Below are 12784 nucleotides of genomic sequence, written 5' to 3' on the forward strand. Positions count from 1 at the left end.
CCGGCAAAATGGGTGGCACCGAGATTCTTCGTCCCGACTATGTCGCGGACTCAGAAAGACAAATTGGATGAACCTTCAGCGGTTAGCAATTATCGGCCTGATCGGCAGCAAAGGATGAGGCGGGCGGGTTTACCGGGAAGGGCACGGCATACCGCGCGGCTACGGCGACAGGTGGAGATAAAAAGAGGGAATAATTGTCAATGATGGACGACCAGGCGGGCGACCGGCAGGTATGGCGCTATGCTTAATCAAGACAGTTGCTGCATTACCCGATTCCCGCCGTCAGCGAGAGAGGGGTTAATTCACCTTTTTCGATCGATTCTCATTTATTTTCGGAACGTTGTGTTCAGGGTGGTTTAGAGATTCTTCCGGAAGCTTCGCTCGGGTCAGAAACATATCCCTGAAACTCAGAGCGCTTTGAGCGCCGGGGACAGGCCGTCGAGGGGGAGGGTGTGCTGGGCGGAGGTGCCCATGTCGCGAAGGATTATCTGGCGGCTCTCCAGTTCCGCCTCACCCAGGATAAGGGTGTAACGGGCGCCCAGGCCCGACGCCTGACGAAGCTGTGATTTCAGACTGCGGGAGGATAGCGACTCGACGAGCGGAATACCTTCCCGCCGCAGGTCAGAAGCCAGTTTGAAAGCGGCCATTACGGCGGCTTCGCCGAGGGCGGCCAGGAAGAATCGCGGCGCTTCAAGAGCAGGTACGGTGACGCTCTGGCGTTTGAGGTTCAGGATGATCCGTTCAATTCCGGTGGCAAAGCCGATAGCGGGGGTAGCTTCGCCGCCGAGCTGGGGTATCAGATTGTCGTAGCGGCCGCCGCCGCCGATAGTGCTCTGGGCACCCTCCTCCTGCGGCTGGATCTCGAAGACAGTGCGGCTGTAATAATCCAGGCCGCGAACCAGGCAATGATTGACTTCGAACGGAACGGAAATTGCCCCGAGGAGGGCGGTCAACTTCTCAAAATGGGCTTTGCAGTCGGGGCAGAGATAATCGATCGCATGGGGCGCTTTGAGCGCGGCGGCGCGGCAATCCGGCTTCTTGCAATCCAGGAGACGGAGCGGGTTCTTGCCGTAGCGGATCTTGCAGTCTCCGCAGAGGGTGTCGACGCAGGAGGCATAGTATTCTTTCAGAGCCGCCAGGTAAGCGGCGCGGCACTCCGGGCAACCGATCGAATTGAGCTGGACGGGCAGGGTGGTGATGCCGAGTTCGCGATAAAAAGACCAGGCCATGTCGATGACCTCGGCGTCGGCGGCGGCATCGGCTTCGCCGAAAAGCTCGAAACCGAACTGGTGATGCTCGCGGTAGCGCCCGGCCTGGGGACGGTCGTAGCGGAAGATCGAGGCCAGGTAATACAACTTGACCGGCTTGGTGCGTGACGCCATGCCGTGCTCGATATAAGCGCGGCAAACCGGGGCGGTGCCTTCCGGCCGGAGGGTCAAATCGGAGCCGCCGCGGTCCTGGAAGGTATACATTTCCTTGGTGACGATGTCCGTCTCCTCACCCACGGTGCGGGTGAAAAGCCGGGCGTCCTCGAAAGTGGGCGTGTCGATCCGGGAATAGCCGTAGCGAGCGGCTACTTTTGCGGCTTTCGATTCGACGTATCGCCAATAAGCCTGTTCTTCCGGCAGGATATCCTGGGTACCGCGGGGGGCCTGGTAATCCATAGCTCAAGATGACTCCTTATAAGTTCATTGATGATACTATATGAAATTCCAAATTCCAAGCAACAAATTTTCCCCCTCCGGAATTTGCTACTGTTAAATATTTGTCTTGAACAGAGCATCTTCAAGTAGTATTGTTAATATGAAACGCAGGGTGTCCAATGAAATCCCCATATGGAGGCGGGCAACATGTTTAAAACGATCATTGTCCCACTTGATGGCTCGCCGGTATCGGAACAGGTTCTGCCAAAAGCAGCCGAACTGGCCAGGTGCAGCCCCGACTCAAAGATCATCCTGCTGGAGGTGATCAAGCCCGTTGGTCCCAGCGTGATCGATGCTCTGGTTCTTTCCAACGCCAGCGAGGTGCCGACTCTGACACCGGGAGAGGCGAAGGACTACCTCAGGCAGGTGGCAGCGAAACACCTCTCCGGAATACATGTCCAGATTCTGGCGGAGGAGGGCGGGGCGGCGGAGATCATCCTGCAGACAGCCAAAGATAACAGCGCAGATGTGATCGCCATGGCCAGCCACGGGCGGAGCGGCGTCGCCAGGCTCACCCTGGGAAGCGTAACTTCCCAGGTCATCAACCACGCAGAGGTTCCGGTGCTGGTGGTTAAAGCGAAATAGTCGAGCGGCGGGCGGTCATCGCTTCGATACTATCTTCCGCACCCTGCCGCCGGAGAATTGGCCCGCGGCAAAAACGCCCACAAAAACTGGAACCAGAGCCCAATGCCAGCCCAGGAAAAGCATGCGGGCGGCGATGGCTATGGGAACGGGGATATGGATCGACAGGATCCATTGCCATGAAAACTTTCGGGTATTAGCCCGCCAGTACCCGAATCCGATATTCAGTACAAAAATGAATAGAATTACGAGAGCAAGCGTCATACAATCCTCAGACCAAGCTTATAACTAGTTTACCACATCAAAAAGTTAAAATGTCCGACGCATAACAGGTGAGGAACGGAACGAACAGCGGAACAATAAAAAGCAGCGCCAGTTCTTAAGGAATCACCTATATTCATACCCATGCCTCCTGTTATTTCCGAATCCAGTTCAGGCATTTCCAAAATAAGGCTTCCCTGGCGGCAGCGCAATTGGTAGGTCTACTCGATTTTCTAAAAATCGCCTCGAATTTTACCCGGCCTCAGTTTTTGATTATCGTACTATCCATGCGAATATTTATATGTGGTTTTTGCTTCGTTCCTTGCGTTAGTTGCCGTCATCGCCGGGGCGGTGGCATCTTTGGCCGGCTTTGGAATAGGAAGCCTTTTGACTCCCTTGCTGGCGGTCAAGACCGGAATAAGCGTGGCGGTGGCGGCGATAGGTGTCGCCCATTTCACCGGCACAGCGCTGCGCTTTCTGCTTATCAGAAGGTCAGTAAACAAAAAAGTACTGCTGAGCTTCGGCCTGACCAGCGCAGCTGGCGGGTTGACTGGAGCCCTGCTACATAACGTTGTCAGCAACCGACTTCTCGGAATAGTCTTCGGGGGTCTGTTGATACTAGCCGGTACAGCGGAACTCACAGGGTTAGCCGGTAAAATCCGTATCAAGGGAGTGTTCTCCTGGTTCAGCGGGGCGCTATCGGGTCTTTTTGGGGGGTTGGTGGGCAACCAGGGAGGCATACGGTCAGCGGCCCTCACCGGGTTTAACCTGGGAAAGGATGAATTCGTAGCGACGGCCACGGGGATCGCCTTGATGGTCGATGTTGCCAGGCTTCCAGTGTATTTGGCGGCTCAGTGGCACGAATTGATCCCGATCTGGAACATGATTGCGATTGCCTCGATCGGAGTCATCGCCGGCACATTATTCGGTAAAAGGATCCTGGAGCGGCTATCTCAAGACGCCTTCACCAAAACGGTCGGGATCATCCTGGTCATCATCGGGGCGCTGATGGTAATTCGAGCATGAACTTAGCACTGACTCGACGCGGTCCCCGGAAGTTGACACTCAAATGTTCTTCGCTACAATGTTCACGTGGATTATTGCGTAGCCTTTTAGGCCGCCGTTTTTATCTGAATGAAATTTAAACTTACCCCATTCTGGGTCCTGTGCCTGACGGGCGGCGTGGCCATTTTCAGCTCGACGATGGCCAAAAATCCGGCGTTGCCGCTGTACGTCAAATCGCTGGGAATCTCCGATACGGCATTGGGATTTATCGCAGCTTCATCCACCATCGTCGGCATTCTGGCGAGCCTGCCCGCCGGGGCCATTTCCGATGCCATCGGACGAAGGCGGGTGGTACTGTTTGCCGCCGTTATCTTTGCTACCGCCCCCTTTTTATACCTCTTCGTCCATAATGCCGGGATGCTGGTCCTGGTGCGCATCTACCATGGTCTGGCAACGGCGATCCTTGGGCCGGTAGCGCTGGCAATCGTGGCTGATACGTTCGACAAAGGCCGGGGCGAGCGGATGGGATGGTATTCCTCCGCGACACTGGTCGGGAGGTTCCTGGCGCCGTTTGCCGGCGGTCTGCTGATTTTCGGCAACGATTTCCACCTGGTCTACCTGGCCGACGGCGTAGCGGGAATCATCACCCTGTTACTGGCGATCCGACTGCCGAAGGAGCAAAAAATCACCGCGGGGGTTGGGGATATTCTTGGCAAGAACTGGCGCAAATATACGAAGGAGATATCCTTCGTTTTCCGGCACAAAGGGATACTGGCCACCAGCGGCGCCGAGGCGGCGCAATATTTCGGATACGGCTGCCTGGAGACGTTCCTGCCGGTTTACCTCAGCGAGAAACTGGGCTTTGCCGCCTGGCAGATCGGTCTCCTGTTCACCGCCCAGATCGTAGTTACCGCCTTCACCAAGCCGATCATGGGCAGGCTTTCCGACCGCTACGGACGGACCCGGACCATCATCGCCGGCCTGGTTCTCGGTGGCGCGATCATCATCCTTATCCTCTCCGCTTCCAATTACCTGTTATTGCTGACACTCATCGCCCTCTCCGGTTTAGGGCTGGCGATCGTAACATCTTCGACATCAGCGCTGGTAGCCGACCTGGCGCGGGAGGAGGGACGGGGCAGCGCGCTGGGAGTCATGTCGGGCATCATGGATATCGGGCAATCCAGCGGCCCGATCCTGACGGGAATCCTCATAGGGACGTTTTCCTTTGCTGTGGCTTTCACGACAGCCGGGCTTGTCCTTATTACCATGAGCCTGGTTTTCTGGGCGGTGATGCGCGTTTCGAAACCCCGAACCCAGGACACCGCCGTCTGAGTGAATGACACTTTCGGAAAACGGGGGTATAATGGCCGTAATCACGTTTGCGAGGTCCACATTTGGCTGAATCCTCGTGCGTCCCGGAACAAGACTCCTCCGATTTCCAAACCCTGGTCAACATAATCGACCGGCTGCGCTCTCCCGACGGCTGCCCGTGGGACCGGGAGCAAACCCACCTGTCCATCCGCGATAGCCTGCTCGAGGAATGCTACGAGGTGCTGGAAGCCATCGACTCCGGCGACAAAGCGGAACTCAAGACCGAACTGGGCGACCTGCTGATGCAGGTTGTCTTTCATTCCAAAATCGCCGCCGAGTACGGCGATTTCACTATCGGCGATGTGGTTGAGGGTATCGTCACCAAGCTCATCCGACGTCATCCGCATGTCTTCGGCGACAAAGAAGCCAAGGACGCGGGCGAGGTGTTACGGCGCTGGGAAGATATCAAGAAAGCCGAGCGCCCGACCCGGACATCGATGCTGGACGGAGTGCCGGTGGCCATGCCCGCGCTGGCCTACAGCGAGGAGGTGCAGGGCAGGGTGGCCAGGGTGGGTTTCGATTGGAAGGACGACGGCGGGGTTATCGATAAGCTCGCAGAAGAAATCGCCGAATTAAAGGATGCCACGACCTCGGCGGAGAGGGAAGCGGAGTTCGGAGATGTCCTGTTCACGCTGGTTAATTACGGCCGCCGGCAGGGCATCGACGCCGAAAGCGCCCTGAGAGGCGCCAACCGTAAGTTCGCCGAACGCTTCAAGGCGATGGAGAATTACTGCAGCGAAAAAGGTCTGTCATTCAAAGAAATGTCCTTCGAACAACAGAACGAGCTATGGGAGAGGGTGAAGGGGCAGACTTAATCGTGGTATTATGTAACGAGGATTAAACTTCTTTGTTGCGCCCGGAATGACGATTGGGGGAGATGGTCGGGGCGAGAAGATTTGAACTTCCGACCTCAGCGTCCCGAACGCTGCGCGCTAACCAGGCTGCGCTACGCCCCGCCAGAATGTTTATTATACGATTAGCCCTCCGGCAATAGCAAATAGGATGGCAGTATGAAATACGTGGTCATGATCATTGACGGGGCGTCCGGCTGGCCGGTGGAAGCACTGGGCAACAGGACAAGCCTGGAGGCAGCGGCGACGCCAAACCTCGACCAGATGGCAAGGCGAGCGATGGTGGGCATGACCGCCACGGTTCCAGCAGGCATGGAACCGTCGTCTGCCTGCGCCTGCATGTCGGTCCTCGGCTATGACCCGAGGGTGTACTACAAGGGGCGCGCCGCCATCGAAGCCAGGAGCCTGGATATTCCTATCGCGGCAGATGAAACAGTCTTCAGAGCCAACCTGGTGACTGTTGACAACGGCATGATGCGGGACTATTCCGCAGGACACATAGACTCCAACGAATCCGCCGCCCTTATCCGGTTTTTGAACGAAAAGCTCGAGACGCCTGATTTAAAACTCTTCCCCGGTGTCGGTTATCGACATATTCTGAAACTCAAGGGGCGGCCTGAGTCGCTGAAAGCAGTGTGCACCCCGCCCCACGACATTCCTGATCAACCCATCGAAGCCCATTTGCCCAAGGGGGAAGGCAGCGATCTTCTGCGGAGCATCATGGCCGCCTCCGCGGAGTTGTTGAAGGACCATCCGATCAACCTTGACCGGATTGCCCGCGGCGAGCTGCCGGCGACCCAGCTTTGGCTTTTCTGGGGCAGCGGTCCCCTCCCCAAAATGCCATCGTTCAAAGAGCGTTATGGGATAGGCGCGGCGATCACGTCAGGGGTCGATCTCCTAAGAGGCCTGGGGCAGATGCAGGGGATGGACGTGATGTGCATCGATGGGGTCACAGACAACATCGACAACGATTACGCGGGCCAAATGGAAGAAGCTCTTAAAGCTCTCGATATCTACGACATGGCGGTGGTTCACGTCGAAGCGCCGGATGAGGCTGGGCATTCCGGCAACGCCGAGGAAAAGGTCAAAGCCATAGAACTGATCGACCGCGACATGGTAGGGAGATTGCGCGATTTCAAGGGCGACAAGCTCAGGGTGCTGATCATGCCCGACCACCCGACCCCGCTGAACATCCGGACCCACGCCGCCGAAATGGTGCCGTTCATGATCTGGGGCTCCGGCGTCAGGACAACAGGCGCCAGGCGGTTTACAGAAAATGAGGCTAAGGGCACCAAGCTCGTAGTTGCTGAAGCGCACAACATCATGAGTATGGTCGTCCGAGGATAGCTTTCGAATAATACCAATACTACCAATAATACCAATAAGCAAATAATCCAATAATAAACGAGAAACAAAAAATGAGTCCGAGGGAAGACGAGACGTATCGCTCGACAAGATATGGCGGACATCCGCCGGCTTGCACCTGCGTCGAATGCTGCGAAAAGAGGCGGAGGGGAGAATCGACCGGGTACCGGGGCGATAGGTCCGGTGGAGGAACCCCGGCATGGTTCTGGGTGATCATCAGCGTCATTGTCGCCGCGTTGATATTGACCCTGGTTTTGAAGTAAATCCGAAATCCGAATATCGAAATCCGAAACAAATTCAAAACCGAAGTACCAAATGATCAAAAAAGAACGACAAATGGCAAAATTGGCATCGTTTCCATTAGCTATATTCGTAACGGCGGCGGTGCTGTCCGGCTGTTCGTTCTCACTGACGATTCCCGGCGCCGGCTACCCTCCGGCAACAACGCTTGCTGCGCCTGACTATACTGCTGGGTTGAACTCGATCGCCGGGGCGCTTTCATACGAGGGGCGGCAGCCGCCATACAGACTATACCCCGGCGGGACCTCAGTGAAGCTGGTCAATAATCCCGCCGCGGTGGATGTAACCTGGAACCGTCTGATGGCTTTCGTAGAAAGCGACGCGACGGATCGTAATGCATACATTCCGGATAGATACATGTGCGGCAGCTTCGCGATGGATTTACATAATGACGCCGAAGCAGCCGGCATCCGGGCGGCCTGGGTGGCCATCGACTTCTTCGGACAGGATGTCGGACACGCGGCGACGGCATTCATGACCACCGACCGGGGGCTGGTGATCATCGACGATACATCGTCTTACGATGTCGCCCGTCAAGACATCGGCGACAGTCTGGCGAATGGTTTCGACAAGGTGGCCTATATCGCCATCGGTCAAGATTACGGAGTGGTCCCCCTTGAGGTCGCAAGCTCTCCCCTCTATAATTACTACCTGTCTTACCTGGACAATTTCAGGCTGTTCGAACAGAAACGCGATGCCTACGAAGCTGACGCCGCGGCCTACGAACAGGCGCTTGGCGGCAGGACGAGGCTCAAGGAACCGGAATACACCTATTTCAACAACTGGCACGACAGACTCCAGGCCGAGCAGCAGGAATTGAACGTCCTGGGGGATTCCCTGGGGGATTATTACTGGGAAAGTCTGGGGGTTGTTGCGGCAGTCAAGATCTACTGGTAAAGTCTTAAGATATTTGATGCGGCAAACGATGGATTCCCGCTTCCGCGGGAATGACAATTTTTAAGGGGTTTGGCAGAAACAATGGCAATCATCGTTCAAAAGTATGGCGGCACCTCGGTAGCCAATGCCGAGCGCATCCGGGCCGTGGCGCGAAAGATCATCGCCACCAAGGAAAACGGCAACCAGGTGGTGGTGGTCGTTTCAGCCATGGGCGATTCCACCGACGACCTTATCGAACTGGCGGAGTCGTTGACCGACCGGCCGGACCCTCGGGAGCTGGATGTCCTCATGTCCACCGGCGAGATCGTCTCATCGACGTTGCTGGCAATGACGCTGAAACACATGGGGCACGAAGCGATTTCCCTTTCGGGCGCCCAGGCCGGCATCAAGACCGATGCCTCCCACAGCCGCGCCCGCATCACCGGTATCGAGCCCGAGCGCATCCACCGCGAATTGCACAAGGGGCGAATCGTCATCGTCGCCGGGTTCCAGGGCATCACCGAGGGCATGGAGGTGACTACTCTGGGCAGGGGAGGCTCGGACACTTCGGCGGTCGCCCTGGCGGCCATTCTAGGAGCCAAGATCTGCGAACGGTTCACCGATGTCGATGGAGTCTACACTGCCGACCCCAGGGTCGTTCCCGAAGCCCGCCGGTTGAAAGAGATCAGCTACGAGGAGATGCTGGAACTGGCGACTTACGGCGCCAAAATCATGCATCCCCGAGCGGTGGAACTGGGCGAGCTGTATAACATCCCCATCCTGGTCGCTTCCAGTTTCAATGACAACCCCGGTACGCTGATTCACGGAGGAACAATGGAAATTCGCAACAAGGTGAGCGGCATCGCTCACGACCTGGACGTAGCCAAGATCACGATCGTCGGCATACCGGACAAGCCGGGCATCGCGGCATCGCTGTTCGAACCGCTGGCCAAGGCAGGGGTATCCGTCGACACCATAGTCCAAAACGCCAGCGTGAAACACATCACCGATATGACCTTCACCCTGGCGGAATCGGACCTGAAAAAAGCCATGGAAGTGGTCAAGCCGATCGCCGATCACCTGGGAGCGATGAGCATCGAGGCCGATCCGAATATCGGCAAGATATCAATCGTGGGCACGGGCATCCAGAACACGCCGGGTTATGCCGCCAAGATGTTCAGGGCTTTGTATGATGCCGGCATCAACATTGACCTCATTTCCACATCTGAAATCCGGATCACCGTTATTATCGAAGAGGGCAAAGTCAAAGAAGCGGTGCGGGCGCTTCACAAGGCGTTCGAGTTGGAGACAGAAGAGTAGGTAGAGAAATCCGAAATCCGAATATCGTCCTTCGACAAGCTCAGGACCGAAACAAGCCACAATGCTCCAAAATCCAAAATGCCCAACAAGATGAACCATTAAACCGTAAGAGGTCCAAGGTAAAACAAAGCCCGCTCAATTGAGCGGGCTTTGTGATTTCCAAGGTCAGGTTAGCGTTTAGGCTGAAACGACCTCTTTGACCTCCGGGATCTCACGCTTGAGGAAGTTCTCGATGCCTTTTTTCAGGGTCATCTGAGACATGGGGCAACCGGCGCAGGCGCCGGTGAGTTTCACTTTTACGATACCATCCTTGACCTCAACAAACTGCACATCGCCGCCGTCAGCCTGAAGATTGGGGCGGACTTTGTCTAACGCTGCCTTGACCTTATCCTGCATGATAGCTCCTTCTTTTGCCGAATTTTTATACGGACGTATCCTAAAAAGCTATCATGAAAGGGCGATGGTGTCAATTTGGGAGCCGTCAAAGTACCAGCGTGATCCGGGGAGTGATCGATCCTGCAAATCGAAGTTGCGTCCAGGATCAAGACTGAGATTCTTCGCTTCGCTCAGAATGACAATGATAAAAAAGGCGGGAGGTCACAGACCTCCCGCCGGTTATAATACGGGTGAGTTTTCGAGGCTCACCCAGCTTTCACGTTATCGCCGTTCCCGGCGCACCCTTACCACGGCGTATCGGGGCTGGGGTTGCCGGACGAACCAGAACTCGTAAAGCACTCTGTCCCAGGCATCAAAAATGCGGCGCATATTCATCTCCTTTCGTCCCGATTTATCTTATTTAACGCACACAGGTCTGGAAAGTTAGCCAGGGTGCGCCGCCCAATCGTAAAAATTGGAAAGATGAGTATCTGGTGATACAATTATTAAGTACATGATTTGCCGCGCTGAGCGAGAACGCCAACTTTGTTCGTAAGTTTTTACAGCCTTGTAATCGATCGGGCTTTGAGACGATTACGACAGAGAATTCCCGAATTTGGTGGAATGAAGCGTGGTGAAAGGGTGCTTGATGTCTGCTGCGGCACCGGAGACCAGGCAACTTATCTTGCTGGTCTCGGCATGGATGCCTACGGGATAGATCTTGATCCTAAGATGATCGCCATCGCGGAGCGAAAACGAAAGAAATACGGTAAGGAAAATCTTCATTTCCAACTGGCCGACGCGACGGCGCTGCCCTTTGAAGATGCCTTTTTCGATTCTTCGACGATATCGCTGGCGCTCCATGAAAAACCATTTGAAACCCAGAAGAAAGTTATCTCCGAGATGCGGCGGGTGACCAAAAACGGCGGAATGATCATCCTGGCTGACTACCCAGTACCCGCCGGCCGGTTATACCGTTTCGCCGAGATGCTGGTGGGAGGAGAGCATTACGCCTGTTTCAAAGCCAGTCAATCCCTCGGAGGAATGGACAGCCTGTCGGAGAGCTTTAAGTTACAGGTCGTGAAAAAAGGCCGGGCCATAAACGGTGGGCTTGAACTGTTGGAAATAAAGAATTGAGGAGTCGTCTAATTGGAAGATAAAGTAGTAATCGATCCGGAATTATGCACCGGCTGCGGCGTTTGCGCCGTCATGTGCCCCAGGCAAATCCTCGAGGTCGATCCGGAGACCGGGGTCTGCAAAGTAACCGATCAAAATAAATGCGACCTCCTTGGCGGCTGCGAGTTCCAGTGCCCAACGGGGGCAATAACGGTACGGAGGCCGGCGGCGTCTCGGTAACACGTTTTGTACTAGATAAAGAGGCAGGTCTGATGACCTGCCTCTTTATTTTTTGGCGAACAATTGAAACTAACTACTGAGAGCCGGCGCTACAGCGTTTCCTTAACTTTGTCCTTATCCTCGGGCCAGGGGGTAAAAAGTTCATCGATAACGTCCGATCCTTCGAGCGGAGTCACCGTGAGCAGGCGCTTGGCGGTGTGGGGGTAGCGGGCGATAAACAGCAGTTCGTCTTCCACCAGCGGTTTATGGGAAAGGACATTGGCGTAGCGCACCAACTCAAGTATTTCCTGGGCTTCTTCTTTGTTCTTGAAGTGCCAGGACATGCGGTCGCTCATGATATGGGAGAAGCCGGAGATGCCGGAATATTCTCCGGCGCAGATCTCACGCCCTGTTTCCACCATTTCCGGGTCGCCGCGGCCGAGTTCTTCGAACCCGTATAGCTCGTAGTTGTGCGGGTCCTTGAGGACGCCGTCGGCATGGATGCCGGACTCATGAGCGAAGGCGTTGGCGCCGACGCCGGGCTGGTTGATAGGGATGGGGACGCCGAAAGCGTACGAAGCGAACTTGGCGATCTTCCAGCTCTTGGTCAGGTCGATGGGATTGCCCAGTTCGTACTTGCCCGCGAAACTTTTGCTTTTGGTCAGGGCCAGCACCGTGGCAACGAGGTCGGCGTTGCCGGCACGCTCGCCGATGCCATTAAGAGTGGTGTTGATATAGGCGTCCTGGCCGCCGTCGACAACGCCGCGCGCCCCGGCAATCGAGTTGGCCACGGCCATCCCCAGGTCACCGTGGCAGTGCAGTTCTATGGGCATACCCACTGCTTCAGCCAGTGCGCGGCAGGTATCGTAGATTGAGAAAGGGTCGTCGTAGCCAAGAGTATCGCAGTAACGTAAACGGGTGGCGCCGTGTTCCCTGGCCGCGAGACCATACTCTGTCAGGTACTCGAGATCGGTTCGGGAACCGTCTTCGGCGTTGACACCCACGGTCGCGGCGCCGAGCCGATAAGCGGTGTCAACGGCGGCGGTCATCTCCCTGATGACGTCCTTGCGCGTCTTCTTACCCTTGAACTTGCCGTCGATCATCTGATTGGAGGTCGAGATCGATAAATTGACATGCTTCAGACCCGGCACCATGTGGAAGCCCAGTTCAACGTCGGATGATATGGCGCGCATCCAGCCTTCCAATCTCAGGGGGGCGATGACCCCGAGTTCGGCCAGGCGAAGGTTGGCGCGCAGGTAGTTGGTTTCATGCTTGGTGGTGGGAAAACCGAACTCCGACTGGAAAACGCCCATCTCCGAGAGATAGAGGTTGACCATGGTTTTTTCCAGTTTGGAGAGGCCCAGCTTGGCAGTCTGTACGCCGTCGCGGTTGGTGACATCGATTAAATAAATCTTAGGCACATTTCACCTCAATCGTGGC

General features: G+C 55.9%; 14 protein-coding genes and 1 tRNA gene. 10 read left to right on the top strand and 5 right to left on the bottom strand.

Annotated elements, in window-relative coordinates; translation table 11 throughout:
* Positions 1–407: 407 nt before the first annotated feature.
* On the bottom strand, positions 408–1664 hold the full coding sequence (gene hisS, locus Dform_RS00125) for a histidine--tRNA ligase (protein ID WP_076003210.1): 1257 nt from the start codon (positions 1662–1664) through the stop codon (positions 408–410).
* A gap of 186 nt (positions 1665–1850) precedes the next feature.
* On the opposite strand from hisS, the gene Dform_RS00130 reads away from it, so the two are divergent.
* The gene (locus tag Dform_RS00130) at positions 1851–2288 is read left to right on the top strand and encodes a universal stress protein (RefSeq protein WP_076005003.1); all 438 of its coding nucleotides are present in this window, start codon (positions 1851–1853) and stop codon (positions 2286–2288) included.
* A 15-nt stretch (positions 2289–2303) separates the two neighbouring features.
* Here Dform_RS00130 and Dform_RS00135 read toward each other — a convergent pair whose 3' ends face one another.
* The gene (locus Dform_RS00135) at positions 2304–2549 is read right to left on the bottom strand and encodes a hypothetical protein (protein WP_076003211.1); all 246 of its coding nucleotides are present in this window, start codon (positions 2547–2549) and stop codon (positions 2304–2306) included.
* 300 nt (positions 2550–2849) lie between these two features.
* Between Dform_RS00135 and Dform_RS00140 the strand changes: the two genes are divergently transcribed.
* From Dform_RS00140 to mazG, 3 genes are all read left to right on the top strand, one after another.
* Positions 2850–3572: a sulfite exporter TauE/SafE family protein gene (locus Dform_RS00140; protein WP_076003212.1), complete on the top strand. Its 723-nt coding sequence runs from the start codon at positions 2850–2852 to the stop codon at positions 3570–3572.
* 108 nt (positions 3573–3680) lie between these two features.
* Positions 3681–4883, top strand: coding sequence for an MFS transporter (locus Dform_RS00145; protein ID WP_076003213.1), 1203 nt, complete (start codon positions 3681–3683; stop codon positions 4881–4883).
* A gap of 62 nt (positions 4884–4945) precedes the next feature.
* The gene (gene mazG / locus Dform_RS00150; RefSeq protein WP_076003214.1) at positions 4946–5737 is read left to right on the top strand and encodes a nucleoside triphosphate pyrophosphohydrolase; all 792 of its coding nucleotides are present in this window, start codon (positions 4946–4948) and stop codon (positions 5735–5737) included.
* A 63-nt stretch (positions 5738–5800) separates the two neighbouring features.
* Here mazG and Dform_RS00155 read toward each other — a convergent pair.
* Positions 5801–5878: transfer RNA gene (locus Dform_RS00155), tRNA-Pro, on the bottom strand.
* 54 nt (positions 5879–5932) lie between these two features.
* On the opposite strand from Dform_RS00155, the gene Dform_RS00160 reads away from it, so the two are divergent.
* From Dform_RS00160 to Dform_RS00175, 4 genes are all read left to right on the top strand, one after another.
* Complete coding sequence (locus tag Dform_RS00160) at positions 5933–7120, top strand: cofactor-independent phosphoglycerate mutase (RefSeq protein WP_076003215.1); 1188 nt, start codon at positions 5933–5935, stop codon at positions 7118–7120.
* 71 nt (positions 7121–7191) lie between these two features.
* On the top strand, positions 7192–7401 hold the full coding sequence (locus Dform_RS11135; RefSeq protein ID WP_076003216.1) for a hypothetical protein: 210 nt from the start codon (positions 7192–7194) through the stop codon (positions 7399–7401).
* Positions 7402–7453: 52 nt separating this feature from the next.
* Positions 7454–8335, top strand: a complete 882-nt coding sequence (locus Dform_RS00170; protein WP_076003217.1) for a hypothetical protein — start codon at positions 7454–7456, stop codon at positions 8333–8335.
* Positions 8336–8416: 81 nt separating this feature from the next.
* On the top strand, positions 8417–9634 hold the full coding sequence (locus Dform_RS00175) for an aspartate kinase (RefSeq protein ID WP_076003218.1): 1218 nt from the start codon (positions 8417–8419) through the stop codon (positions 9632–9634).
* Between the two features lie 177 nt (positions 9635–9811).
* Here the strand turns inward: Dform_RS00175 and Dform_RS00180 are convergent, their stop codons facing one another.
* Positions 9812–10030 (bottom strand): NifU family protein, encoded by a 219-nt coding sequence (locus Dform_RS00180; protein ID WP_076003219.1) that lies wholly within the window; start codon positions 10028–10030, stop codon positions 9812–9814.
* 564 nt (positions 10031–10594) lie between these two features.
* On the opposite strand from Dform_RS00180, the gene Dform_RS00185 reads away from it, so the two are divergent.
* A complete protein-coding gene (locus Dform_RS00185; protein WP_158513440.1) occupies positions 10595–11146 on the top strand; it encodes a class I SAM-dependent methyltransferase in 552 nt (183 codons plus the stop codon).
* Between the two features lie 12 nt (positions 11147–11158).
* Entirely contained in the window at positions 11159–11365 is a 207-nt protein-coding gene (locus Dform_RS00190) for a 4Fe-4S dicluster domain-containing protein (protein WP_076003221.1), read from the top strand.
* Between the two features lie 89 nt (positions 11366–11454).
* Here the strand turns inward: Dform_RS00190 and Dform_RS00195 are convergent, their stop codons facing one another.
* Positions 11455–12765 (bottom strand): homocitrate synthase/isopropylmalate synthase family protein, encoded by a 1311-nt coding sequence (locus Dform_RS00195; RefSeq protein WP_083635285.1) that lies wholly within the window; start codon positions 12763–12765, stop codon positions 11455–11457.
* Positions 12766–12784: the final 19 nt, after the last annotated feature.

Source organism: Dehalogenimonas formicexedens (genome assembly GCF_001953175.1).
Lineage (GTDB): Bacteria > Chloroflexota > Dehalococcoidia > Dehalococcoidales > Dehalococcoidaceae > Dehalogenimonas > Dehalogenimonas formicexedens.